20 protein-coding genes are annotated in these 25,195 nt (G+C 39.5%); 15 read left to right on the top strand and 5 right to left on the bottom strand.

The window, feature by feature from the left end:
- Nucleotides 1-89: 89 nt before the first annotated feature.
- Both B0B05_RS00390 and B0B05_RS00385 read right to left on the bottom strand, forming a co-directional pair.
- The gene (locus tag B0B05_RS00390) at nucleotides 90-1,643 is read right to left on the bottom strand and encodes an SGNH/GDSL hydrolase family protein (protein WP_076781375.1); all 1,554 of its coding nucleotides are present in this window, start codon (nucleotides 1,641-1,643) and stop codon (nucleotides 90-92) included.
- A 14-nt stretch (nucleotides 1,644-1,657) separates the two neighbouring features.
- Nucleotides 1,658-2,884 (bottom strand): OmpP1/FadL family transporter, encoded by a 1,227-nt coding sequence (locus B0B05_RS00385; protein ID WP_076781374.1) that lies wholly within the window; start codon nucleotides 2,882-2,884, stop codon nucleotides 1,658-1,660.
- A 368-nt stretch (nucleotides 2,885-3,252) separates the two neighbouring features.
- Here B0B05_RS00385 and ricT point away from each other — a divergent pair, with 368 nt between their 5' ends.
- The 5 genes from ricT to B0B05_RS00360 all read left to right on the top strand — a co-directional run bounded on the left by ricT (nucleotide 3,253) and on the right by B0B05_RS00360 (nucleotide 10,475).
- On the top strand, nucleotides 3,253-4,626 hold the full coding sequence (ricT, locus tag B0B05_RS00380; RefSeq protein ID WP_076781372.1) for a PSP1 domain-containing protein: 1,374 nt from the start codon (nucleotides 3,253-3,255) through the stop codon (nucleotides 4,624-4,626).
- The gene (locus tag B0B05_RS00375; RefSeq protein WP_076781522.1) at nucleotides 4,619-5,083 is read left to right on the top strand and encodes a gliding motility lipoprotein GldH; all 465 of its coding nucleotides are present in this window, start codon (nucleotides 4,619-4,621) and stop codon (nucleotides 5,081-5,083) included. The genes ricT and B0B05_RS00375 overlap by 8 nt, the downstream gene beginning before the upstream one ends.
- A 13-nt stretch (nucleotides 5,084-5,096) precedes the next feature.
- Nucleotides 5,097-7,454: a penicillin-binding protein 1A gene (locus B0B05_RS00370; RefSeq protein ID WP_076781370.1), complete on the top strand. Its 2,358-nt coding sequence runs from the start codon at nucleotides 5,097-5,099 to the stop codon at nucleotides 7,452-7,454.
- A gap of 41 nt (nucleotides 7,455-7,495) precedes the next feature.
- Entirely contained in the window at nucleotides 7,496-9,031 is a 1,536-nt protein-coding gene (locus B0B05_RS00365) for a protein adenylyltransferase SelO (protein WP_076781368.1), read from the top strand.
- 169 nt (nucleotides 9,032-9,200) lie between these two features.
- Nucleotides 9,201-10,475 carry a DUF6080 domain-containing protein gene (locus B0B05_RS00360; RefSeq protein ID WP_317044103.1) on the top strand — a complete coding sequence of 425 codons (1,275 nt, stop codon included), beginning with the start codon at nucleotides 9,201-9,203 and terminating at the stop codon, nucleotides 10,473-10,475.
- Nucleotides 10,476-10,527: 52 nt separating this feature from the next.
- Here the strand turns inward: B0B05_RS00360 and B0B05_RS00355 are convergent, their stop codons facing one another.
- Nucleotides 10,528-11,037 (bottom strand): SPOR domain-containing protein, encoded by a 510-nt coding sequence (locus B0B05_RS00355; protein ID WP_076781366.1) that lies wholly within the window; start codon nucleotides 11,035-11,037, stop codon nucleotides 10,528-10,530.
- Nucleotides 11,038-11,223: 186 nt separating this feature from the next.
- Between B0B05_RS00355 and B0B05_RS00350 the strand changes: the two genes are divergently transcribed.
- The 8 genes from B0B05_RS00350 to B0B05_RS00315 all read left to right on the top strand — a co-directional run bounded on the left by B0B05_RS00350 (nucleotide 11,224) and on the right by B0B05_RS00315 (nucleotide 20,736).
- The gene (locus tag B0B05_RS00350) at nucleotides 11,224-12,594 is read left to right on the top strand and encodes a c-type cytochrome (RefSeq protein ID WP_076781364.1); all 1,371 of its coding nucleotides are present in this window, start codon (nucleotides 11,224-11,226) and stop codon (nucleotides 12,592-12,594) included.
- A gap of 21 nt (nucleotides 12,595-12,615) precedes the next feature.
- Entirely contained in the window at nucleotides 12,616-15,672 is a 3,057-nt protein-coding gene (locus B0B05_RS00345; protein ID WP_076781363.1) for a TAT-variant-translocated molybdopterin oxidoreductase, read from the top strand.
- 18 nt (nucleotides 15,673-15,690) lie between these two features.
- On the top strand, nucleotides 15,691-17,088 hold the full coding sequence (nrfD, locus tag B0B05_RS00340; protein ID WP_076781361.1) for an NrfD/PsrC family molybdoenzyme membrane anchor subunit: 1,398 nt from the start codon (nucleotides 15,691-15,693) through the stop codon (nucleotides 17,086-17,088).
- The gene (locus B0B05_RS00335) at nucleotides 17,075-17,596 is read left to right on the top strand and encodes a DUF3341 domain-containing protein (RefSeq protein WP_076781358.1); all 522 of its coding nucleotides are present in this window, start codon (nucleotides 17,075-17,077) and stop codon (nucleotides 17,594-17,596) included. The genes nrfD and B0B05_RS00335 overlap by 14 nt, the downstream gene beginning before the upstream one ends.
- Entirely contained in the window at nucleotides 17,589-18,293 is a 705-nt protein-coding gene (locus B0B05_RS00330) for a c-type cytochrome (protein ID WP_076781357.1), read from the top strand. The genes B0B05_RS00335 and B0B05_RS00330 overlap by 8 nt, the downstream gene beginning before the upstream one ends.
- A gap of 8 nt (nucleotides 18,294-18,301) precedes the next feature.
- The gene (locus tag B0B05_RS00325) at nucleotides 18,302-19,636 is read left to right on the top strand and encodes a quinol:cytochrome C oxidoreductase (RefSeq protein ID WP_076781355.1); all 1,335 of its coding nucleotides are present in this window, start codon (nucleotides 18,302-18,304) and stop codon (nucleotides 19,634-19,636) included.
- A gap of 76 nt (nucleotides 19,637-19,712) precedes the next feature.
- The gene (locus B0B05_RS00320; protein ID WP_076781518.1) at nucleotides 19,713-20,408 is read left to right on the top strand and encodes a 3'-5' exonuclease; all 696 of its coding nucleotides are present in this window, start codon (nucleotides 19,713-19,715) and stop codon (nucleotides 20,406-20,408) included.
- 1 nt (nucleotide 20,409) lies between these two features.
- Nucleotides 20,410-20,736, top strand: coding sequence for an SUF system Fe-S cluster assembly protein (locus B0B05_RS00315; RefSeq protein ID WP_076781354.1), 327 nt, complete (start codon nucleotides 20,410-20,412; stop codon nucleotides 20,734-20,736).
- A gap of 37 nt (nucleotides 20,737-20,773) precedes the next feature.
- Here the strand turns inward: B0B05_RS00315 and prfA are convergent, their stop codons facing one another.
- Nucleotides 20,774-21,862: a peptide chain release factor 1 gene (gene prfA, locus B0B05_RS00310; protein WP_076781351.1), complete on the bottom strand. Its 1,089-nt coding sequence runs from the start codon at nucleotides 21,860-21,862 to the stop codon at nucleotides 20,774-20,776.
- A gap of 292 nt (nucleotides 21,863-22,154) precedes the next feature.
- Nucleotides 22,155-22,427 carry a hypothetical protein gene (locus B0B05_RS00305; RefSeq protein ID WP_076781349.1) on the bottom strand — a complete coding sequence of 91 codons (273 nt, stop codon included), beginning with the start codon at nucleotides 22,425-22,427 and terminating at the stop codon, nucleotides 22,155-22,157.
- A gap of 304 nt (nucleotides 22,428-22,731) precedes the next feature.
- On the opposite strand from B0B05_RS00305, the gene fumC reads away from it, so the two are divergent.
- Both fumC and B0B05_RS00295 read left to right on the top strand, forming a co-directional pair.
- Nucleotides 22,732-24,126, top strand: coding sequence for a class II fumarate hydratase (gene fumC / locus B0B05_RS00300; RefSeq protein ID WP_076781347.1), 1,395 nt, complete (start codon nucleotides 22,732-22,734; stop codon nucleotides 24,124-24,126).
- Between the two features lie 247 nt (nucleotides 24,127-24,373).
- Nucleotides 24,374-25,171 (top strand): alpha/beta hydrolase, encoded by a 798-nt coding sequence (locus B0B05_RS00295; RefSeq protein WP_076781346.1) that lies wholly within the window; start codon nucleotides 24,374-24,376, stop codon nucleotides 25,169-25,171.
- The last annotated feature ends 24 nt before the right edge of the window (nucleotides 25,172-25,195 follow it).

Here is a 25,195-nt window from a genome sequence, read left to right as displayed (position 1 = left end):
AATCAAAAAATTACATTTTAAGAATATTATTAATTACAAATAAAAAACCGCTTCAAAAGTGAAGCGGCTTTACAAATATTATTTAATCTTTATGGAAATGTAACTCCAGAATAAGAATTTGGACTAATCATTGGTAGATTAGATTTGTATTTAGTATTGATAGCTTTAAGGAATTCATTAGCAATAATAGCATAACCTCTTCCTGTCGGGTGAACACCGTCTAGGGAGAATGCTCCTCCTGTTACAAAAGTAGCGGTATACTTCACACCATCCCACAAAATCCCTGAGGCTGAGTTTAGTTCTCTCATTTTTGCGTTAGCATCTACAAGAGCTAAACCATATTGAGATGCTAAATTGGAGATGGCTGTATTATAGGCATCTGTTGCCGTTTTTACCTTCGCTGCTTCTGTTTTTGTCAAAACCAATTGATCTGCTAAAGGAATTGTAACGCCACCAATAGTTTGAGAAGTTGGTGCTGGAGGAAGACCTGTTGTTGGGTCGATTCCTATAACGCCAGATGCTGTTAATAAAATTAAATCTTCTGATGTGGCATGTCTTGCCTGTCCGTACATTTTCAGATTTGCTGGTAAATAAGGAGCGATATCGAAAAGACTTTTATCAATTATTAAAACGGGGTTGCTAGAAGCAGAAGATAATGTTACAAATCTTTTTGCTTGCCCTAGGCTGGTTAATGCTGTATTAAGTTGTCCAAAATTCGCATTGAGTGCAGAGGCAGATGCAGCTGAAAGAGGAATAGGATTATACGGAACTCTAGTAAAATAAGGTATAGAAGTTACATATGGTATATTTGAAATCACGCCTTTTGTAGCACCTTTACTTTTTAGTCCATCTAAAACTGCTTTGATTGATCCTGCCACTACATTCGGATCTGAGATGTCGTTTGATTTGTATGTCGCTGGATTTGTATTCCCTGTTTGATCGGTCGCTGTGGTATAAGTTGTCACTCCGCCTATGGTTGTAGAATTGGTACCACCAGATGTAGAGTATGATAGTACATCGTTAGCTCCAATCCACAATGAGAAGAAAGTAGGGTTTTGAGCCATTGCATCTGCCAAAACTGTAGTTGTTGCAGATGTTGCAAAGCGTACAAAGTAAGGATTTGCAGCGCCAATCGCTAAGTTAGCAGCGCTTCCATAGCCTGGTGTTACCAAATGAAAAGATTTTGCACCGGGAACACCCATATTTCCAAAATATTTTCCAGCACCGCCTATAACATCTAGTTGAGCCGCAGGATTTGCTTGCACAGGTGATAATGTTTTTCCAGTAACAGCCCCGGTATAGTCTTTTACATCTACAAGAGCTAGATTATACTTGCCTCCAAATCCTGGAATTCCGATGAAACCTCCCACATTATTTGGCATCAAAGGCTGTGTGAATTCTCCACCACCTGCTAATTTCATTTGCATTGCAAGCATACTTGGATATGATTCAGCTTGCCCACTTGAATAAAGTGCTCCGTCTCTGTAACCAGATGTAAGAGAATTTCCTAAAGCGATATACTTTGAAAAATTGGCTTCGCCCGATGTTACCACCACATCTTCCGTGCTGTTTTCGAAATCTGTCTTACAGCTCGCAGCTAATAAAAGCGTTGCAGCTACTGTTGATATATATAATTTTTTCATAATTAATTCAAATTTTAGAATGCGTTATAAGATAATCCAAGACCAAAATAGAATACATCAGCTTTTGCCTGACCCGCAAAATTCAGGTTAGGATTGTTAAATGTTCTGCTCTCTGGCATTGCATACGCTCCGGAAAGATCAACTCCAAGTTTGTTGAACTTAAATCCTACACCACCTGTTATAACATAATTGTCAAAAGAAGGTGTTTCAGGGATAAAATCTTTGTCTGCATAAGGTGACTGATCATAGTACCAACCCAATCTACCGGCAATCATCTCATTGAACGCATACTGTGTTCCAATTCTTACACTGGAAGTACTCTTAAAATTTTTAGGTGATACGGAGATGGTTGGATCATTCGGCTGATTGCCTGCTGCAACTGTACTGAAGTCAAGTGTCAGCTTGCTGTATCTTTCCCAGCCGTGGTAATTATAGTCCGCAGAAATTAACCATTTAGGTGTAACCTTGTATGTAACACCAACAGTGTATTCGTCCACAAGAGGAAGTGTAGCCTTGAAATTGTCCGAACCACCATTAAAATTAGATAGCAGAGAAGATGGCACCGTAAAAGTTGCCTTACCTTCTTTTGCCTTCATATCTACTGGTGATCTGTATGCTACGCTGACGTCCAAATTGTTATTTGGCTGGAAATAAAAACCAAAACCGAAACCATGTCCTGAAGCGGTGTCATCTAAAAGATTGAGCTGTCCGCCGTATTGAGTCAGAGCTTTTGTCCAGTCCACTTTTCCTTTGGCATAGATGTAACTTGCTCCAAAAGAAGCCCAAGGTGCCAGTTTAACTGAAATCATCGGTTGGAAGAAATAACTTTTCAGTTCCAGTTTCTGAACTATTTCTTTCCCTTCCCAAGCGCTTGGCCACTCTATGGTGCTTCCGAAAGGTGTAGAAAAACTAAAACCAACGGAAACATTGTCCATCACCTTATAAGCAATTGCTGCATAAATCGGTGTTCCCAGCGGGTTATCGGTTTCAGTCTGTTGCAATGTGCTGGTATTTTGGTAAGTAATTTTATTAGAAACACCAAATCCTCCTGCAGCAACGCTTAATTTTGCAGGGATAAATGAGATACCCGCCGGGTTATAAAAAGCGACACTTGCATCTTCTGCATGGGCACTGGTATGCGCCATTGCTAACTGCTTAACACCCTGAAGCGATACCCGGAATCCTCCTGCGTATGCTACTACACCGGCAGCCAAAGCCATGGTAACAAAAATTTTTCTCATATAATTATTATTAATGTTCCAAATTTATAATTATTTTAATAACAATTATAAATATTTCATAAAAAAGTTAAACATTGCTATTTATTGAATAATTGTTTAATGTAAAATTGTATTTAATATATTGATAATGTATTGTTTAGGTTTTGTATTTAGTTTTAGTTTAGTTTTAAACATTATAATGTAAACCATAGTAAAAACGCTCATGATATTTTACATAATAGTTAAATAATCATAATTTTAAATGTCAATTTATCAATATTAATATAATATTAACTTAAAATTAATAAAATTGTTTTTTTAAAAAGCATATTCCTAAAGCTGAAACAAAAATTATATTAACTTTGCAAACAGTATATAAAAATCAAAATATGAGTTGTGGATGCAAAACATCCGGCGATTCTTCCCATTCTTGTGGTACAAAAAGTGCCAGTGGGTGCAGTAGTGTAGATACCTGTGGTAATAGTTATAAATTAAGTGTTTTTGACTGGCTTTCTGATATTGATTCATCAAAATCAAAAAGCTCTGAATATGTTGAGGTCCGTTTTAAAAACGACCGGAAGCTCTATTATAAAAATGTCAACAACCTTCCTTTACATATTGGTAGCATCATTGCGGTAGAATCTAGTCCGGGACATGATATAGGTGTAGTAAGCCTGGCTGGCGAGCTGGTAAAAATCCAGATGAAAAAGAAACATGCCACGCTGGATAATCCTCTTAAGGTTTACCGTCTTGCTAATCAAAAAGACGTGGAAACATGGCAGGAGCTGAGAAAGAAAGAAAATAGCATCAAGATCGAGGCTCGTAAAATTGCTTATGGCCTTCATCTGGAGATGAAAATTACCGATGTTGAGTATCAGGGCGATGGTTCCAAAATTACGTTCTATTATACAGCAGATAATCGGGTAGATTTTCGCCAGCTGATAAAAGAATATGCCGGAGCCTTCCGTACAAAAATTGATATGAAGCAGATCGGTTTCCGCCAGGAGTCTGCGAAAGTGGGCGGGATAGGATCCTGCGGCAGGGAGTTGTGCTGTTCTACATGGCTCACAGATTTCAGGTCTGTCAATACCAATGCGGCAAGATATCAGCAGTTGAGTATTAATCCCCAAAAGTTGGCAGGGCAATGTGGAAAACTGAAATGCTGTCTCAATTACGAGCTGGACAGTTACCTGGATGTGCTTAAAGATTTCCCTTCATCCAATACCGTGCTGAATACAGAAAAGGGCAGGGCTTTTTGCATTAAAATTGATGTTTTCAAAAAGAAAATGTGGTTTGCTTATGTAGAAAATTCCATGGCTTGGTATGACCTGGATATCGCTGAGGTCAAAAAGCTGATTGCCATTAACAAAAAAGGTGAAAAAGCGCCGGCCTTGGAAGATCTTAAAGTGGTTGAGAACCCTTTGGTAACGTCTGACCTTATTCAGGAAAACAGCGTAGACCGTTTTGAAAAGAAAAACAGAAAGCCAAGACCTAATAACAACCGGGATAGATCACCCAAAAACCAGGATAACAAAAATCCAAACCAAAGGGAGAACAGGAATCGAAATGCCGAACAAAAAATGCCTGAAAACAGAAACCGTAATACGGAACAAAAGTCTCAGGACAACAGAAAACCTGCTCCTAAAAATAAACCTGAAAGTCAGCCTCAAAGCCAGGGACAGCCACAGGAAAATAAAAATTATAAAAAGCCGTTCAAAAAACCAAAAAAGAAAACGCCGCCTAAAGATGAAGGTAATGCTTAGAATAACATCATTGTTGTGTCTTGTTCTCTTTTGCCTGTCCTGTAATAATCCCGATGAGACTGTGGTAATGCAAAATGTAGATAGCAAGTGGGATAAAAAGACCAGTCATAAGTTTGATTTCAGTATTAATGACTTTCAAAAGCAAAAAAATATTATTTTTATTGTCAGAAATAATAATGATTACCCCTACAGTAACCTGAGGCTTATAGCGATACTGGAGCATAATAAGAAGATTGTTTCCCAGGATACGCTTAATTATGTTCTTGCAAAACCGAATGGCGAGTGGCTGGGAACTGGTTTTGGCGATACAAAGGAAGCCTTGTTCCAGTATAAACTCAATTACAATTTTCCTCAGGATGGCCAATATTCTCTGAAAGTGATACAGGCTATGCGGAGAAATGTTCTGCCAGGGATAGAAGATATAGGAGTAAAAATTCAAAATATTAAGCCTAATTAATAGATCGATATTAATGGAAAATAAAAAACCTGAACAAAAAACTTTTCCTCTTCCGGAAAAGAAAAAACCCAAAACAACGGTCAAGAAATGGATTAAGATTATCTGGATCGGTTTCTTTGCGTTGGTATTAGGGATTTCGGCATTGTTTTTCGCAGTTTCCCAAGGCTTTCTTGGTGATATGCCGGATGTCAAGGAACTGGAAAACCCCGATATTTTTGTGGCCTCAGAGATTTACTCGTCAGACAATGTCCTGTTGGGGAAATTTGAGAAAGAGAAGACCATGCCCGTTACTTATAAACAGCTCCCGCCATACCTGGTCTATGCTCTGCAGGCTAAAGAGGATGAGCGTTTTAAAGAACATTCGGGGATAGATCTTAAGTCTATTGCCAGAGCCGTGTTTTTCCGTGGCGAGCGTGGCGGTGGTTCTACTATTACTCAGCAGCTTGCCAAATTGCTTTTCACGGGTAATGCGTCTCAAAACAAAATCGAACGTGCTTTGCAGAAGCTTAAGGAATGGTGTGTTGCCGTAAGTCTGGAAAAACGGTATACCAAAGAGGAGATTGTAGCACTTTATTTTAATAAAATGGATTTCCTTTTCAATGCAAAAGGGATTGAGATGGCCTCCAGGGTTTATTTTAATAAATCTACAAACCAGTTAACCCTGCCGGAAGCAGCAACATTTGTTGCAATGCTGGAAGCACCAAGAAGAAATAATCCTTACAGAAATCCTGAGAAATCAAAACAAAGAAGGGATGTTGTTCTTAAGCAGATGCTGGATACAGGTTATATTGATAATTCTACTTACGAAAAAGCGGTCAGCACGCCTGTTGCTGTAGATTACCATGAGGTAAAAACAGTTGAAGAAGGCTATTCCGCTTATTATAAATTTTATCTAAGAAAAGAAATTCAGCAGTATCTGGACGCCTATGAAAAAGAAACCGGAAAACAGTTGAGTCTGTATAAAAACGGTTTAAAAATCTATGTTACGCTGGACTCCAGAATGCAGAAATATGCAGAGGAAGCAATTAAGGAACATTTAACCAACCTTCAGAGAAACTTTGACAGTGAAATGAAGCGTAACCCGAACCGTCCTTATTACAATCTTTCGAAGTCACAGATCAATAGCCTAATGATGTCAGCCGTTAAAAGAACCGGACGATATAAACAACTTAAAGCCGAAGGAATGCCGGAAGACTCTATTATGATGGAGTTTCACCAGCCAGTTAAAATGACCAGATTTACTTGGCAAGGCGAGGAGGAAGTAGAAATGTCGCCTTGGGATTCCATCCGTTATCATAAACAAATTGCACAAGCCGGGCTAATGTCTATGGAACCAGCAACTGGCGATATCAAAGCCTGGGTAGGAGGAATCAATTGGCAGCATTTTCAGTATGACCACGTGAAGCAAGGAAAACGACAAGTTGGATCAACCTTTAAGCCTTTTGTATACGCTACCGCTATTATGCATCTGGGGATGACACCTTGTTCCACAGTTTCCAATGCCAGTTTTAACAAAGGAAGTTATCACGTACCAGGAAAAGGCGGAATGCTGACACTCAAAAATGCGTTAGCACAATCTCAAAACCCTGTAGCCTTGCGTTTGGCAGAAATGGTAGGTACAAAAAATATAATCCAAACAGCCAGGGATCTAGGCGTTACAGAAGATATTTCTACCAGTTTACCGATGGCGCTGGGAACGTCCGATATTACCATTTATGAAATGTTAGGCGCCTACAGCACATTTGCCAATTTCGGGAATTATACCAAACCAGAGATGATCTGGAGAATTGAAGATGCCAATGGACGTGTCATCAAAGAAGTAAAACCTGTCGTTAAAGAAGTGATGAATGAGATGTATGCTTATACCATGATTGATTTGATGAAAGGCGTTGCAGAGTTTGGAACGGCTTCCGGAGAACTGAGAAGACAGGGAATTCCTGCAACTGTTGAAATCGCAGGTAAAACCGGAACCACACAAAATAATTCCGATGGTTGGTTTATAGGTATTGTTCCCAAGCTGGCAACAGGAGTCTGGGTTGGCTGGGAAGACAGGGCAACACACTTCTGGAGCACTGGTGAAGGACAAGGCGCTAAAATGGGACTTCCGATTTGGGCAATTTTTATGAAAAAAGTCTTTGCAGACAAATCTCTGAATATCAATCCGGATGAAAAATTCATAAAACCAGCCAATTGGACAGGAAGCTGCTCGGATCTCAATAATCTAAGAAATGGCTACGGAGATCAAGGAGACTTGCAAACAATTGATGAACTCAAAAATCCAACACAGATAGTCCCGGATAAGCCAGCAAAAAAAGATGATCATTCTAATGAAGCCATTAATTCTTCTGAAGATATAGATTTTAACAAATAAACATTTCCCGTCCGCTTTTAGCGAGACGGGATTTTTGATAGATGAACATAAACAAAATTAGTCAGCACTTCACCAAAATTTTTCCGGGAGATTTTTCCGGGAATAGGATCCAGCGCCAAACACCCGACGCCTTATTTTGCACTGTACAACCAGCTGAATTTGAAAAAAATAAACTGATTGATTTTAATGAAAATCTTTCAGAGGAAATAGGTCTTGGTAAATTGGAAGGTGATCAGCGTTTTTTGGCAGCGCAGGACTTGCCCAAAAATGTAACCACTTTTGCAACAGCCTATGCCGGGCACCAGTTTGGTAATTGGGCCGGGCAACTGGGAGATGGCCGGGCGATCTATGCCGGTGAAATCTCGGATGGCAAGAAACAAACCGAAATCCAATGGAAAGGCGCAGGAGCAACGCCGTATTCCAGGCATGCAGATGGCAGAGCCGTTCTGCGCTCATCTATCCGCGAATATCTGATGAGCGAAGCAATGTACCATTTGGGTGTGCCCACGACTAGGGCTCTCAGCATATCGCTTACCGGCGAAGAAGTTGTCAGGGATATACAGTATTCCGGGCATCCGCAGAGAGAACCGGGTGCTGTTGTAGTAAGGACTGCGGAATCATTCCTTAGATTTGGGCATTTTGAACTGCTGTCTGCCAGAAAACAAAACGATCTGTTGAAGCAACTGGCAGATTACACCATCGAGAATTTTTTCCCGGAAATTAATCACGATAATAATCCTGAAAAATACCTCCAATGGTTTCAGGCTATTTGTGATCGAACTTTAAAAATGATAATCGATTGGTACCGTGTAGGCTTTGTACATGGTGTTATGAACACTGACAACATGTCAATTCTTGGCTTAACGATTGATTATGGCCCCTATGCTATGATGGATGGTTATGATCTTGAGTTTACACCCAATACAACAGATTTGCCCGGTAAACGGTATGCCTTTGGGAAGCAGGGGCAAATTTCCCATTGGAATCTGGCAGCATTGGCCAATGCTGTTTTTCCATTGATTGAGGATTCGGAGGCTTTGGGAAATATTTTGGACCGGTATGGCAAACAGTTCTGGATCGAGCATGATAAAATGTTAGCTGACAAATTTGGCCTGGACGAGGTGCTGCAAGAAGATGAACGTTTTTTTACAGAATGGCAGCAGATGATGCAGGATCTGGGTCTTGATTATACCATATTTTTCCAAAATCTGGAAAAGCCGATTGCAGAGATTGATATCGAATTTTTTTCTAATGCATTTTACAGAGATCTGAGTCAGAAAGAGCTGAGCCGGCTGTCTGAATTTATAGAAAAATACAAGGCAAGACGAATAAAAAATAGTATTCTGGAGAGTGAATCCCTTGCATTAATGTCAAAATCAAATCCCAAATTTACCCTCAGGAATTATCTCCTGTTCGAAGCAATTCAGGATGCAGAAAAAGGTGATTACGCCATGTTTTTTAAATTAAAAGAAGCTTTGCAAAATCCTTACAAAAACCTCTTCCCGGAATTTAATCAAAAACGGCCATCCAAATATGATGACCAAACGGGTTGCAGCCAATTGTCCTGCAGTTCGTGATTATTTTTTAATATAATCTTTATTTCTTAATTATACAGACCTCACAGGTTTTCAAAAACTGTGAGGTCTTCTCTAGTATAGAATATTTTATTGTTTAATAAATCAAATATACTAACATCCCATAAAGAATAAAAAAATCATTCTTTACTTTTGCACAAAATATCAAAACTTGAAAATTCTCAACAAATTGTTTTCCTTCCTGAAGGTTATTTTTCCAGCTACTAGAACAGAAATCCTGATTTTCTTGTTTTTTGTTATTCTGTATGGTGCCAATGCATGGTTTATTGCAGAGAATTTCAGGATTGTTTATGACGACCGAATTCCCTGGGACGCATATTTTAGCTTTGATAACCGGGCTATTATCCAGACTGGCGGCGGGTTTGAGAGGCATCCGCTTTCCAATTACTTTTTCAATAACGTCAGGGATTTTGCGTTGTGGCTTTCCGGGAATCGTTACAACGCCGTTTTTAGGCTGGTCTTAGCGCTTTTTTCCACGCTTACGGTCGCATTAGCCAATGTTCAGATTTTTAAATATCTCAATAATATTATTGGTATCCCGCTAAAAATAAGTCTTGTAATATTGGCTTTTTATGGCCTGTTTGTTACCAATATTTTACTGTCTTTCACGCCGGAAACCTATACCTATACATTGCTTGTTCTTTCGGTATTCAATTATTATTCAGCGATTAAAATTCGGAGTGAAAAACCCATTTCTTTTGGTGCAACCGTTTTGGGTTCTGTTGTAGTAGGTGGTTTGACCATTACCAATATTGTCAAGGTTTATATTCCGTTTCTGTTTGAGAAAAATATATTCCGGAGCTGGAAAAAAATGGGTCTTGCAATATCAAAAATTATTGTTTCTGCAGGTGTTTTTATGTTGCTTTTTTTATTGAGGCTGGATTTTAACTTTCAGAATTTCTTCAATAAAACCGGCGAACAATATGACAAGTTTTCTCAGCCAAAAGTAACACCGCTTTGGGACATGATAAGTTCATGGTTTTTCGGAGGCAATATTCTTTTTCCTGGTTTTGTCATCAGAGATTATCATAATAAGCAGGGCTTCTTTTACAAGGCTCTCTTTATGGATGTTTATACATCAGCTGCATCTTATATTTTTGTCGGCCTTGTGCTTGGCCTTATAATCTGGAGCATTTTAAATAATTATAAAAACAAACTGATCTGGATTCTTGTGATTTCGTTTTCAGTGGATATTTTGATCCACTGCGTTCTTAAGTTTGGCCTTCATACATCTTATATCTACGGGGGGCATTTTGTTTTTGTCTATCCTTTATTGATTGGATGGCTGTTTTATAGTTTGAAGGATAGACAAAATTTGGTAAGCCTGGTATATGGGTTGCTCCTGATCTTAACGGTTTATCTTGGTTTTAATAACATTTATCGATTAGAAGAGTTTTACCAGTTCTTGGAAACTTATTACCAATAAAAAATCCGCAAAAATGCGGATTGTATATAATTTTTTGGTTTCTATCAGGCAATTATTTGGCTTCTACACAAAAAACCGCGTACGGAATTATGATAGCGGATGGGTACTGTCTGCGGATATTTTTAAGATCTTCTGCAGCGCCCTGTTTGGTAAAATAGCTGCCAGCCAATATTTTGTAATTAGGCCTTAAGGAGGCATCGGTTTCAACTTTAAGGTTTCTAAAGCTATTGCGGAATTCGGTAGCAATTTTTCTGGCGTCGTCATTATTTTTAACAATCACTACCTGGATTTTATAACCCATAATTTTTGGGTTCTTGCGGCAAATCTCAGCGTTGGTAAGCTCTCTGTTGGGTACAAGGACACGTGATGGCGCTTTTACAGGGATGCTTGCAGAGCGGTTGCAGTTGTTTTCTACCTTCTCCAGCGCATCATTGATACGCTCGTCCAGAGAAAAAGAAAGTTCGGTTCCTGACAAAGTATCTTTTTTAACAATATATTGTGCGTCAAGTTGGTAGAAGCAGAAAAAGCTACAGATGATGAAAAACTTCAGAAGATTATTCATTTAATTTTATTTTATGCAAATTTAATATAAAAAGGAAGAAACGCAAAACTTGTTATTTAGAACTGTTACAAATTAATCAGAATTGACAAAAACCATGGGCGAAGGTCTTCTTAATTTTTGTTAATGTGCTATTTTTGCGGAACTGAAAGTAAACTCAAGAAATTTTACTAACCCAAGATTATATAAATGATTAGTTGGAGAAAGCATTACAAAAAGGGTCTGATAGCAATTAGTTTATTGCTGTCAACCGGCGCTTCTGTTTATGCACAAGGCGATCCCAAAAAAGGACAGGACCTGTTTAAGGCGAATTGTACCGCTTGTCACGCGTTGGACAAAAAGGTTGTTGGCCCTGCGTTGGGCGGCATCGTCGATAAGCTGAAAAAGGAACAGAACCTTGACACAGATTGGCTGCATAAGTGGATTATTAACAATGATAAACTAAGAGCATCCGGAGACAAGTATGCCAACCAGGTCTATGAGGAGAATGGTAAAGTGGCTATGCAGGTTTTTGAAGGTAAGCTTACAGAAGCTGATGTAGACGACATTCTTGCCTATACAACCAATCCTCCTGCGGAAGAACCTGCGGCGGATAAAGCCGGAGACGCTGCTGCTACTGATATGCAATCTGTGCAGGCGGATAAAGCCAATCAGCTTAATTCCAAAATTATGGTGGCGGCGTTTATTGCTATTGCCGGCCTGTTGTTTTGGCTTTTATTGAAAATCCGTCAGTTGGTAAAACTTCAGCAGTCGCCTGAACTTTCAGAACTTAATTCTACCAGGATCACATCATTCTCTCAACTGTATGAGAAATACAGCTATGTTGGGAAAGCTCTTGTGGCTCTCTTAGCTATCTTTGCGCTGTATGGTGTTTGGAACTGGCTGATGTGGATTGGCGTTTATAAAGGCTATAAGCCGGAACAACCCATCTATTTCTCTCACAAGATCCACGCAGGCGAAAATAAAATCGACTGTCAGCTTTGTCACTCCGGTGCAAAATATGGTAAAGTTTCTGAGATCCCGTCTCTTAACGTATGTATGAACTGTCACCGTTCTATTTCCGAGTACAAAGGGAAATATCTTGAGCCGGGCAAAGACAGGGAGTTCTATACTGGTGAGATCAAAAAGATATACCAACATGTTGGCTGGGATGAGTCTAAACAGGCTTATACCGGTAAAACCGAACCTGTAGAGTGGACAAGGATTCACAACATGCCTGATTTTGTTTACTTTAATCACTCTCAGCACGTAGTTGCAGGGGAACAGGCAATCATAAACGGATTTAATGCCAAGCAAAAAGATCCTGCCAACAAGATCGATGTGGTTTGTAAAGCATGTCACGGTAAAATTGATACGATGAATGTGGTGCAGATGGCCAACAACTTTACAATGGGATGGTGTATCGACTGTCACAGAACAACAGAAGTGGATATGACCAACGGTTATAATAAAGAATACTTCAAAAATCTGCATGACAAGTTGAAAAAACAATATGGTGAGGGTAGCAAAATCACTGTAGATGCAATTGGAGGTCTTGAGTGTGGTAAATGTCATTATTAATAACAAAAATTAGAAGTATAAATGGCTTCAAATAAAATACAATTCAGAAGTATTCACGAACTAAAAGACCCAACTTTAACTGGGAAGTTGGCTCAGAAAGAGTTTCAGAATGAGATTCCGGTTGATGAATTCTTAAGCGATGATAATGCAGGTTCTGCCAATACATCCAGAAGAGATTTTCTTAAGTTGTTAGGATTCTCCACAGCTGCGGTAACGCTGGCAGCGTGTGAAGCACCGGTTATCAAAACGATACCTTATGTAGTAAAACCACACGACATTATTCCTGGGGTTCCTAATTACTACGCTTCAACTTATTTTGATGGGTTCGATTTTGCTAGTGTTTTAGTAAAGACTAGAGAAGGTAGACCAATTAAAATTGAACCAAACCCAGTTGCTGGAGATTTAGGTAAAACTAACGCAAGAGCACAAGCAAGTGTACTTTCACTTTATGATAATGATAAAGTAAAGCAACCAAAGCTTGATGGGAAAGACGAAACTTTCGATAAAGTAGATGATTTCGTTATTAAAGGTTTAGAAGAAGCTAAAGCTTCAGGAAAAAGAATCGTTCTTTTATCTCAATCTTACGCTTCACCAACATTCAAAAAATTATTTGCAGAATTTAAGGCGAAATATCCTTCCGCAGAACTAATTACTTACGATGCGATTCCTTACGCGGCAGCTTTGGATGCAGCACAGGAAGTATTCGGACAAAGAGCTTTGCCGGTTTATGACCTTAGCAAGTCTCAGTTGGTGGTTTCTTTCAATGCGGATTTCTTAGGTGATTACAACGCATCAAGCCTTGAAGTTTCCTATGCTGCGGCAAGAAAGCCAGGCGAAAATATGTTGAGACATATCCAGGTAGAATCTAATATGAGCTTAACAGGTGCTAACTCCGATAGCAGATATAAACTGAAACCAAGTGCAGTTTTTAAAACTTTGGTAGAAGTTTATAACGGACTAAATGGTGGAACTTCTGATAAAGTGGCTTCCGAAATCGTGAAAGAACTTCAGTCAAAAGGCAGCAACGCTGTTGTTTTTGCTGATGGTTCTAAAGCGGCTTATGTTTTGGCGCACTTAATCAACCAAAAATTAGCATCTAACGCATTTACTGGAAAAGCTAATTTCCTTAAAGAATATGATAACGCAAGATTCAACGAATTTCTTTCTTGGTTGAATGGTGGACAGGTTGGTGTTTTGATTACGAATAATATAAACCCGATTTATTCGCACGCAAAAGGTCAATCTCTAAAGGCTGCAATCGAAAAGGTTCCTTATTCTGTTGCAATTACCGATAAGAAAAACGAATTATATAAAGCTTCAAAGGCAGTTATTCCTTTTACTCATTGGCTAGAATCTTGGGGTGATATCACACCGGAAACAGGTGCATATTGTTTAATGCAACCTACAATCCAGAAGATATACAAATCGAGACAGATTGAAGAATCTCTTTTAGTGTGGATTAACGGAAAAGATAACCCGGCTAATAATTATTATAATTATTTGAAAGCTAACGCATTGACGCTTAACGGAGGATTGTCATTCAACAAGAATCTATACAACGGTTTTGCAACTGGCGGACTTTCGACAGGATTATCTTATTCCGGCGGAAATGCTGCTCAGGCTATCGCTGAATTATCAGCTTTCAAACCAGCTCAATTAGAGTTACAGCTTTATACCAAACCTTCTATTGGTGACGGAACACAATCTAACAACCCTTGGTTGATGGAACTTCCGGACCCAATTTCAAGATTGTCTTGGGATAATTATATTACTATTTCACCAAAAGATGCAGAAAGTCTAGGATTGGAAAACAGTCTTAATGCTAGAATGCAGTTGGATGGAGATACAGTAAACGTTACTGCAAATGGCGTTACTTTGAAAGATGTACCCGTGTTTATCCAGCCTGGTCAGGCAGATGGTTCTCTTGGACTAGCTCTTGGCTACGGTAAAAAAGATTCTGGTAAAGTAGCAGAAACAGGGATCAACGCTTATCCGTTGTTTGATGGATATAACACAGTTCTTTCCAATGTAAAAATTGAAAGAACTGGTGAAACCCATGAATTTGCTGGTATGCAGCTTCAGAATACCTTAATGGGTCGTTATGAGATTGCGAAAGAAGTTTCTCTGGAGGATTATATCAACAAACCTGTTGACGAGTGGAACAAACCTTTGGAAATGCATACCTTAGGAGGCGAGCTTCCTATTGGGAAAGTAGATCTTTGGGATTCTTTTGATGATACAGATGGCCCTCACTTCAATCTTTCTGTTGACCTTAACTCTTGTACCGGTTGTGGTGCCTGTGTTATTGCATGTCAGGCAGAAAACAACGTACCTGTTGTAGGTAAAGAAGAAGTAAGGATGTCTAGGGATATGTACTGGTTAAGAATTGACCGCTACTATTCTACAGAACAAAAAGTGGAAGTTTATGAAGGGCTGAAAGAAGGGATGGCTGTGCCGGAACTGTATGGGAGCTCTGTTCTTGGTATAGAAGGCGCATTGGAGAATGCTGCGGATAATCCGGATGTAATTTTCCAACCTGTAATGTGCCAGCACTGTAATCACGCACCTTGTGAGACTGTTTGTCCTGTTGCCGCAACTTCCCATGGTAAACAAGGCCAAAACCAAATGGCTTATAACAGATGTATCGGTACAAGATATTGTGCGAACAACTGTCCATATAAAGTAAGAAGATTTAACTGGTTCAATTACGCTCTTAATGATAAGTTCGATTTCCATATGAATAACGATCTTGGAAGAATGGTATTGAATCCAGATGTTGTTACGAGAACAAGAGGGGTGATGGAAAAATGTTCTATGTGTATCCAGATGACACAGAATGTTATCCTCGAAGCTAAGAAAGATGGCAGAAAAGTTCAGGATGGAGAGTTCCAAACGGCTTGTGCCAATGCTTGTTCTACCGGCGCCATGAAGTTTGGTGATATGAATGATGTTAACTCAGAAGTGAGATCATTGTATACCGGCAACAGAAAATATACTTTGCTTGAAGAGATTGGTACAAAACCAAACGTATTCTATCATGCAAAAATCAGAAACAGAAAAGAAGAGAAAAACGTTTAAATAATAAATAGGTAAAAAATGTCAGGACATTACGAAGCTCCGATAAGGGAACCTTTAATTATTGGTCATAAGACTTATCACGATATTACAGAAGATATCGCAAGACCTATCGAGGAACGTGCAGGCAAACTATGGTGGGTATCTTTATACGCAGCCCTGGTACTGTTCGTTTACGGATTTGGTTGTATTGCTTACACCATCGGAACCGGTATCGGTGCATGGGGACTTAACAGAACCATCAACTGGGGTTGGGATATTACCAATTTCGTATGGTGGGTAGGTATTGGTCACGCCGGAACATTGATCTCTGCCGTTCTATTATTATTTAGACAAAGATGGAGAATGTCGGTTAACCGTTCTGCAGAGGCGATGACAATCTTCGCGGTTTGTCAGGCTGCTATCTTCCCGGTTATCCACATGGGTAGAGTTTGGGTTGGATATTGGGTATTCCCGTTGCCAAACCAGTTTGGATCCCTTTGGGTTAACTTCAACTCACCATTACTTTGGGACGTATTTGCGATCTCTACCTATTTCTCGGTATCAGTGGTATTCTGGTTTATGGGATTGATTCCTGACTTTGCAATGATCAGAGACCGCGCAAAAACGCCATTCAACAAAAAGATTTATACCATTCTGGCCTTCGGATGGGGTGGGAAAGCAAAGCACTGGCAAAGATTTGAAGAGTTATCTTTGGTGTTAGCAGGTTTGGCAACGCCACTTGTATTCTCAGTACACACCACAGTATCCTTTGACTTTGCTACCTCAGTAATCAAAGGTTGGCACTCCACGATATATCCGCCGTACTTTGTTGCAGGTGCGATCTTCTCAGGATTTGCAATGGTACAGACACTATTATTAGTCGCAAGAAAAGTTTGTCACCTGGAGGACTACATCACAATGTACCACATAGAGATTATGAATATCGTAATCGTGGTAACCGGTGGTATGGTAACTGTGGCTTACGCAACAGAATATTTTATCGGTTGGTATTCAGGATCACGGTTTGAAGATTTTACTTACCTATCTCCCGGGGCTGCCGTTGGACCATACTGGTGGGCATTTTGGGCGCTGATTATCTGTAACCTGGTTGTACCTGCTGCATTCTGGTTCAAAAAAGTAAGAACCAATATCTTCTGGACATTCATCATTGCATTGATTATCAATATCGGTATGTGGTTTGAGCGTTTTGATATCATCGTAATCAACCTGTCAAGAGATTACCTGCCATCATCCTGGACGATGTTTAAACCAACGATTATAGATGTAGGTGTATATCTTGGAACAATAGGATTCTTCTCTGTATTATTCCTTTTGTATGCCAGAACGTTCCCTGTTATTGCACAGGCCGAATTGAAGAGTATTTTGAAAATTTCCGGTGAAACTTATAAAGCAAAAGAAGGAGATGAGCAGCACTAAGATTATATATGGACTTTACGGCGACGACGATGATATGATGCACGGCGTTAAAGCCTTGAATGATAAAGGAATTAAGATAAACGAGGTTTATACACCATTCCCGGTTCACGGGTTGGATAAAGCCTTGGGTTTAAGAAAAACGAGGATTTCTGATGCTGCATTTATCTATGCTCTCTATGGGGTATGTATCGGAATTATTTTAACCTGGTATGTCATGAACCATGACTGGCCTCAGAACATTGGTGGTAAACCGTCATTTGACTGGGCACACAATATGCCTGCATTTGTAGACCCAATATTTGAGCTAATGGTTTTCTGTTCTGCTCACCTGATGTCGTTAACGTTTCTTTTCAGAAACAAAATGTATCCGGGCGCAAAACCTCAGAATCCTGATCCAAGAACAACTGATGATAAATTTATGATAGAATTTGTTTCAGATGATGTAGAAACTATCAAGCAGGTTTTGATAGATACAGGTGTTGAAGAAATAACCGTAAAAGATGCTTAAAATGAAGAATAATATTTTAAAAATTACAGCAATCTTTGGTTTAACAAGTGTTTTATTGAATTCTTGTGGTCCTAAAGATAATCCACCATTGGTTTATTTCCCGGATATGTATTTTCCTACGGCTTATGATCCATTGATGAAAGCTCAGGATGCTTATTCTGATCATGAGAACGAGATTCCTGCTTTTGTAGCTAATAATGGTGCCACAGGGCTTACGCCGGTAGAAGGTACAGTACCACAGAATAAAGACGGAATTGTAAGCGAGGAAACATTGCCAAAAAATGTAGATGAATATAATGCCGGATATGATGCTTCCAAAACAGTGACAGTTTCTCCTCTTAATCCAAAAAACCTTGAGAAAGATTTGGCAAGAGGTAAGATTTTGTTCGATCATACGTGTGCAGCATGTCATGGTACAGGAGGTGATGGGCAGGGGCCAATCGTACAGAGTGGTGCTTATGCCGGTGTACCAAATTATGCTGACAGAGATATCACAATCGGATCTATCCATTATGTTTTAACGAATGGTAGAAATGCGATGGGATCTTATGCAGGGCAGCTCAACGTAGGTGACAGATGGAGAGTGGCATTGTATGTTTACAACACATTTAAAGCGCCAACGCTTGCCAAAGCAGATGCTGCGCCAGCCGCTACTGCTGCTGCAACTGACGAAAAAACCAATGCTAATAAAAAATAAAGAAAAAAATGTATAGTTTTTCACCTAAATTAAGATTATATTCAATTATACTCATTGTTGTAGGCGTTGTTTTGTTCGGTATTGGTTATGCACTTAACCACGGCTTGGATGATGCTACAATTACCCATTGGATGGAGACCGCTCATTCCAAAGGGCATGATGCGCCTTCGCATTCCAGCGAGTTGGTTGGCCCACAAGATCATAATGCGCATCTGGAGCACGCAAAACTTCAGGTTCATAATCAGCCATTGGCTGCCATCCACACGTTTGCAGTGTTCTTCTTCGGGATTAGCTGTTGTGCCTTGTTTTTTTACAGTATTCAGCATGCAGCACACGCCGGCTGGTCTATTATTGTAACAAGGGTGATGGAAGCTATTGCATCATTTATCCCTTACGGAGGTGCATTATTGGTTATCATTATGATACTGAATGTGACTCATCAGGGGCATCTATTCCACTGGATGGATCCTAATCTAACGGATCCCAATTCACCGGAGTTCGATGTGATTTTATTCGAAAAGAAAAGATTTCTTAATATTCCTTTCTATGCTATCAGAACGATCATTTACGTAGTAGGCGCGTCCTTCTTTGCATGGAAGCTTAAAAGCCTTTCTAAAAAAGTGGATGAAAACAAAGGTGACAGAAAGATCTATGCAAGTTTGTATAGCTGGAACGTTGGTTACATCGCTTTCTTTGGATTTGCTTCTGCCGCATGGGCATGGGATTGGTTGATGTCTATCGATCCACACTGGTATTCAACATTATATATTTGGTATTCTATGGTTAGTTGCCTGTCAACATCTATTGCCATTATGATTATCATTAGTGTTTATCTTAAGAAAAAAGGTGTGTATCCTCAGTTTAATAATAACCATCTTCACGACCTTGGTAAGTTTCTTTTTGCAACAAGTATGTTGTGGTCTTATTTATGGTTCTGTCAGTTCATGCTTTATTGGTATGCAGACGTTCCGGAAGAGGTTAACTATTTCTTAGGCCGTTTTGAGTATTACGGGCCGACGTTCTTACCAATGCTGATTGTTAATTTCCTTGCACCATTATTGGTTTTGGTAAGCAGCAGTATCAAGAGAAATTATAAGGTTGTTACTTTTATGGCCTGCGTAGTGATCTTTGGTCATGCCGTAGATTACTTCAACATGGTGATGCCGGGTACAGTTGGTCCTTATTGGAATAATCTTCCAATGGCTCTCTTAGTTTTGGGATCTTTTGTTTTTGTTGTGGGAGTTTTTGTCTTTACTGTAATGACAGCATTGTCCAAACTTAAACTGATGCCAACAGGTAATCCATACTATCACGAATCAGAGATTTATGAATATCCGTTCTAATTTTATTTAGAATTTATAATACAACCCAACAGAAATGTTGGGTTTTTTTATTATTTTTAATCAAAGATTGATTCCTATGATTCACAAAATTCCGATAGAAAATATTCTATTTCTGGATATAGAGACAGTTCCACAGATAGACAAATGGGACAATTTGGATACTACCAGCCAATATCTATGGGATAAGAAGACAAGATTGCAAAGGAAGGATGAGATAGAAGCTTCCGATTTTTATGAGCAGCGTGCCGGGATCATGGCCGAATTCGGGAAGATTATTTGTATCTCTATAGGAATGATTGATAACAACTCAGGAAGGCTTAAAATCAAAACGTTTTCTGGTGAGGAAAAAGAGTTGTTGTTGGAATTCTGCGAGATCTTTAACAGCCCACGTATGGCCAATGTCATCCTTTGTGCCCACAATGGTAAAGAGTTTGATTTTCCTTACATCGCAAGGCGTTTGTTAATCAATGGTATTCAGCCACCGTTTCCTTTTCAGATGTTTGGTAAAAAACCTTGGGAAATCCCGCATTTGGACACCATGGAACTTTGGAAGTTTGGTGACTGGAAAAGTTTTGTTTCCCTGGAGTTACTCGCCCATCTCTTCGGTGTTCCTACACCAAAGGACGATATAGACGGCAGCATGGTAGCCGATATTTATTATAATGAAGGCGATATAGACAGAATCATTCATTATTGTGAAAAAGATGTCTTAACTTTGGCTAATATTTTCCGCCGTATGCGGCAAGAAGATTTATTAAAAAGATTAGATTAAAATGAAATATACAGACGACCAGATTGCAGATATTGGGGAAGAAATAATTAAGGAACTGAAAACCGTTTTTGATCCTGAGATCCCAGTTGATATCTATGAATTAGGATTGGTTTATGATGTACAGATTTCTGATGAAGGTGAAGTCTTGGTCATCATGACATTAACGTCTCCCAATTGTCCGGTGGCCGAGACGCTGCCAGTAGAAGTAGAAGACAAGGTAAGGGGCGTAGAAGGCGTAAAATCTGCCAAAATTGAATTAACCTTTGAGCCAACCTGGACGCGCGAAATGATGAGCGAAGAGGCCAAGTTTGAGCTAGGTATGTTATAAAAAAAGGAGATTGTTTTTACAATCTCCTTTTTATTTGTTATGCGATGCCTTCCTCTTCGCCTTTCAGTTTTTCGGCATTTTCCGCCATGATTACGGCATCCATCATCTCCTGAATATCACCATTCATATAAGCATCCAGGTTGTAGATTGACTTATTGATCCTGTGATCTGTGACACGGCCTTGCGGATAATTGTAGGTTTTAATTTTCGCAGAACGGTCACCTGTGGAGACCATGGTTTTTCTCTGAGCGGCGATATCACCCACCACTTCCTGAAGTTTGATATCATAGAGTTTAGCTCTCAACATTTCCATTGCCAATTCCCGGTTAGCTAACTGAGAACGGGCTTGTTGACAAACGACTACCAATCCCGAAGGTTTGTGCGTCAGCTGCACCTTAGTTTCCACTTTGTTTACGTTTTGTCCACCAGCACCGCCAGATCGGGATGTCTGCATCTCGATATCAGCCGGGTTGATTTCTACATCTACTTCTTCAGCCTCAGGCAAAACAGCTATTGTGATAGCAGAGGTATGGACACGGCCCTGGGATTCTGTTTCTGGGACACGTTGCACACGGTGAACACCAGACTCGAATTTCATAATACCGTAGACACTTTCGCCTTCTACCTTCATGATCAATTCTTTATAACCTTTGGATGCCTCGCTGACATCGGTGATCTCATGCTTCCAGCCTTTGGTCTTGAAGTACATCGAGTACATCCTGTACATGTCTTCTACAAAAATAGCCGCTTCATCACCGCCGGTTCCGGCACGCATCTCCAGAATAATATTTTTATCATCTGCGGGATCTTTTGGTATCAGGAGAAATTTAAGGTCTTCTTCCAACGCCGGAAGTTTGTCCTGAGCCTCCATTTTTTCGATTTTGGCCAATTCGGTAAACTCTTTATCAGAACCATCCGCAATAATCTCGTCTGATTCTTCTATGGTATTAAGGGCGCCTTTGTATTCATCAAAAACCTTTACAATCTTACCCAGATCGCTGTATTCTTTATTAAGGGAAGAGTAGCGTTTCTGATCCATTATCACATCGGGCTGAATGATCAGGTCAGCAACCTCATTATATCGTTGTTTTATCGCTTCCAGTTTCGGAATTAATGACTTAGACATACTTAAATTTTAGTTGGCAAAGATACGGAAATAAGATTTAAGTAGGAAGTAGGAAGTAGGAAGTAGGAAGTAGGATGTCAGAAGTTTTGATAGGATGCTGTTATCTAAAAGCACAAAAGAGATAAAGTTTTATACACTGTTTCCAAAGAACATTTTAGTAATGATCACCTAATTATTAGTTGGACCTATGCGACTTTATGTCAAAAAATAAAAAATCCACTCTCGAAAGAATGGATTTCATATATATTGTTTCGCTTTGAGTGCAATCTCTCACGAAAAGAAAATTGCCCTATTAATGATGACCGTGGTTCGCTGGTTTTTCGCCTGCAGGTCTTTGGTAGATTACTTCTACACCTTCTTGCTCATATAGTTTTTTGTATCTTACTTGTTCTGGATCAAAGTTTTTATTGATTTTTCCAAAGTACTCTGCTACACCTTCTGTCAACCAAAGTGGGACAATAAATGTCGCAAACATAAAGATACACCAGAATCCACAAAGGAACATTGTGAAAAAATAAATTGTCCAAAGGAACTGGTAAAACGGCCAGAATGCTGATAACATCATAATGATCTATATTTAACAGCAAAAATAAACGATTTTATCTTACCAGACAAAATTTGGGGATTGATTTTTTTCATTTTGATAAATTTTCAGTTTTTAGTACATTCGTAATGTTTAATAATCAGTCGGAATTGGGTTGAAAAAGAATGAAAACAGGCTTTATCAACTAGCCCCGATTGAAGCGGTTACCCCGGAACATGCCTTGGAAAATGCAGCGGCGTGAGGCGTATGAGCGGAAAGCGGGAATCAGCTCCTAATAAATTTGGTTTTATACCTACAAAATTTTAATAAATAAAAAAATTATACAATGAGTTTCAGAATTGAAAAAGACACAATGGGCGAGGTGCAAGTGCCTTCAGACAAGTTTTGGGGTGCACAGACAGAGCGTTCCAGGAACAATTTTAAAATTGGACCGGAAGGCAGCATGCCTCATGAGATCATTAATGCATTTGCATACCTGAAAAAAGCCGCAGCTTATACCAATGCAGAATTAGGTGTGCTCTCTAATGAAAAGAGAGATATGATTGCCAAAGTTTGTGAAGAGATTCTTGCAGGTGAGCTGTATGACCAGTTCCCGCTTGTTATCTGGCAAACAGGCTCCGGGACACAGTCTAACATGAATGTGAACGAAGTGATAGCGAACAAATCACACGTTAACAATGGAGGGAAATTGGGCGAGAAAACAGATGTCCACCCCAATGATGATGTCAACAAGTCGCAATCTTCTAATGACACTTATCCTACAGCCATGCACATTGCGGCTTACACCAAAGTGGTGAAAGAAACTTTGCCGGCTTTGGAAAAATTGAGAAATACGTTGGACGAAAAATCCAAAAAATTCCAGAGTGTGGTGAAAATAGGAAGAACACACCTGATGGATGCAACACCGTTGACGCTAGGACAGGAATTTTCCGGTTACGTGGCGCAATTGGATTATGCGAAAAAAGCGATCGAAAATACGCTGGAGCACCTTAAGCAATTGGCTTTAGGCGGTACAGCCGTGGGAACGGGTCTTAATACACCAAAAGGGTATGATGTTTTGGTTGCTAAGTACATCGCAGATTTTACAGGATTGCCATTTGTAACGGCACCTAACAAATTTGAAGCTCTGGCGGCTCACGATGGCATTGTTGAAACGCACGGTGCTCTTAAGCAACTGGCCGTCTCACTTTATAAAATTGCTCAGGATATCAGATTGCTGGCTTCTGGTCCTAGATCAGGAATTGGTGAAATCCACATTCCGGAGAATGAACCGGGTTCTTCTATTATGCCGGGAAAAGTAAATCCTACACAAAACGAAGCTTTAACCATGGTTTGCGCCCAGGTTCTCGGGAATGATACCACTATTTCTTTCGCAGGAACACAAGGTAATTACGAACTGAATGTCTTCAAACCGGTGATGGCTGCCAACTTTTTGCAATCTGCGCAACTATTGGCAGACGCCATGATCTCGTTTAATGAGCATTGTGCTGTAGGTATCGAGCCTAATTTGCCAAGAATCAAAGAATTGGTGGACAAATCACTAATGTTGGTAACCGCGCTTAACACGCATATCGGATACGAAAATGCTGCTAAAATCGCAAAAACTGCACATAAAAACGGTACAACGCTTAAAGAAGAAGCGGTTAATCTTGGCCTTCTGACTGCTGAGCAGTTTGATGAATGGGTAAAACCGGAAGATATGGTAGGAAGTTTGAAATAAGATTTTTCTTTTTTTTAATAGATAAAGACTGCTCAATAGGGCAGTCTTTTGTTTTTATGATCTTATTATGACTGCTCAGTAAAGATTTTTGACCGTTCGGTTGTGTTTTTTTTGAGTTTCTTTTGCGCCAGCCTAATTTTGGGGTATCAAAAAAACAAAACTTATGAAATCGCCTTGATTGAGAAACTCAAACATCAAAGATACTGCGATAACATATAGCAAAAAAAAAAACAATAAATATCTACATATGAAAACTTCAATCTTTATCACCATCTTTTTAATTTTAGTATCATTTTTTTCAAAAGCGCAGATGGATGACAAGTTCTATCAGTCTAAAAAAGAAATGAAAGCTCTGGAGTTCAAGAACATCGAACAGGTAAGCCTTCCTGTAAACAATGATACCATCACCGCGGTTGTTTTGAAACCAGAATCAAAATCAATCAAAAAAACCATTCTGTTTTTTCACGGGGCAGCAGGAAATATTTCAACTTACCAGTTTATGACAAAACCATTAGTAGATGCAGGGTTTCAGGTTGTAATGGTAGATATGAGAGGTTACGGGAAGTCAACCGGGACACCCACGCACCTTAACGTGGCAGAAGATGGTCAGAAATTTTTTGACTATGTGTTAAGCAGAAAAGACATCAGTAATACTAAAATTTACCTTTATGGAGCATCATTAGGATCTCAGATTGCGACACATCTGGCTAAAGGCAATCAGTCAAAAATCTCGGGTTTGATCTTAGATGGCGGGATGTCCTCCTTCACAGATATTGCCATTAAGTTTAAACCGGAAATGAAAGAAATTATTGAAAAGTATGTCACATCTCCCTATTCCGCAAAAGAAGATGTTAAGGCATTGGCGGGGCTTCCAAAATTATTCATTTACAGCAAAGGCGATTCTACCGTTCCTTTTGAACAAGGTCAATTGATTTACGAGAATGCTCCTGAACCAAAACAGTTCTTAGAATTTTCCGGAGAGCATATTGATGGAATGCGAACCGCTGATAAAGATAGGATTCTGAAAGCAATTGAAAATTTATAATATAAAAGGGAAGGTCTGACGACC

The sequence above is a fragment of the Epilithonimonas bovis DSM 19482 genome (assembly GCF_900108115.1).
Classification (GTDB): domain Bacteria; phylum Bacteroidota; class Bacteroidia; order Flavobacteriales; family Weeksellaceae; genus Epilithonimonas; species Epilithonimonas bovis.
The sequence above is the reverse complement of the archived record's forward strand: the minus strand, read 5'-3'. Positions and strand labels throughout refer to the sequence as shown.

Excerpts from the sequence above, each read along its gene's own strand:
- B0B05_RS00390 (WP_076781375.1), bottom strand. The coding sequence starts at position 1,643 with ATGAAAAAATTATATATATCAACAGTAGCTGCAACGCTTTTATTAGCT.
- B0B05_RS00385 (WP_076781374.1), bottom strand. The coding sequence starts at position 2,884 with ATGAGAAAAATTTTTGTTACCATGGCTTTGGCTGCCGGTGTAGTAGCA.
- ricT (WP_076781372.1), top strand. The coding sequence starts at position 3,253 with ATGAGTTGTGGATGCAAAACATCCGGCGATTCTTCCCATTCTTGTGGT.
- B0B05_RS00375 (WP_076781522.1), top strand. The coding sequence starts at position 4,619 with ATGCTTAGAATAACATCATTGTTGTGTCTTGTTCTCTTTTGCCTGTCC.
- B0B05_RS00370 (WP_076781370.1), top strand. The coding sequence starts at position 5,097 with ATGGAAAATAAAAAACCTGAACAAAAAACTTTTCCTCTTCCGGAAAAG.
- B0B05_RS00365 (WP_076781368.1), top strand. The coding sequence starts at position 7,496 with ATGAACATAAACAAAATTAGTCAGCACTTCACCAAAATTTTTCCGGGA.
- B0B05_RS00355 (WP_076781366.1), bottom strand. The coding sequence starts at position 11,037 with ATGAATAATCTTCTGAAGTTTTTCATCATCTGTAGCTTTTTCTGCTTC.
- B0B05_RS00350 (WP_076781364.1), top strand. The coding sequence starts at position 11,224 with ATGATTAGTTGGAGAAAGCATTACAAAAAGGGTCTGATAGCAATTAGT.
- B0B05_RS00345 (WP_076781363.1), top strand. The coding sequence starts at position 12,616 with ATGGCTTCAAATAAAATACAATTCAGAAGTATTCACGAACTAAAAGAC.
- nrfD (WP_076781361.1), top strand. The coding sequence starts at position 15,691 with ATGTCAGGACATTACGAAGCTCCGATAAGGGAACCTTTAATTATTGGT.
- B0B05_RS00335 (WP_076781358.1), top strand. The coding sequence starts at position 17,075 with ATGAGCAGCACTAAGATTATATATGGACTTTACGGCGACGACGATGAT.
- B0B05_RS00330 (WP_076781357.1), top strand. The coding sequence starts at position 17,589 with ATGCTTAAAATGAAGAATAATATTTTAAAAATTACAGCAATCTTTGGT.
- B0B05_RS00325 (WP_076781355.1), top strand. The coding sequence starts at position 18,302 with ATGTATAGTTTTTCACCTAAATTAAGATTATATTCAATTATACTCATT.
- B0B05_RS00320 (WP_076781518.1), top strand. The coding sequence starts at position 19,713 with ATGATTCACAAAATTCCGATAGAAAATATTCTATTTCTGGATATAGAG.
- B0B05_RS00315 (WP_076781354.1), top strand. The coding sequence starts at position 20,410 with ATGAAATATACAGACGACCAGATTGCAGATATTGGGGAAGAAATAATT.
- prfA (WP_076781351.1), bottom strand. The coding sequence starts at position 21,862 with ATGTCTAAGTCATTAATTCCGAAACTGGAAGCGATAAAACAACGATAT.
- B0B05_RS00305 (WP_076781349.1), bottom strand. The coding sequence starts at position 22,427 with ATGATGTTATCAGCATTCTGGCCGTTTTACCAGTTCCTTTGGACAATT.
- fumC (WP_076781347.1), top strand. The coding sequence starts at position 22,732 with ATGAGTTTCAGAATTGAAAAAGACACAATGGGCGAGGTGCAAGTGCCT.
- B0B05_RS00295 (WP_076781346.1), top strand. The coding sequence starts at position 24,374 with ATGAAAACTTCAATCTTTATCACCATCTTTTTAATTTTAGTATCATTT.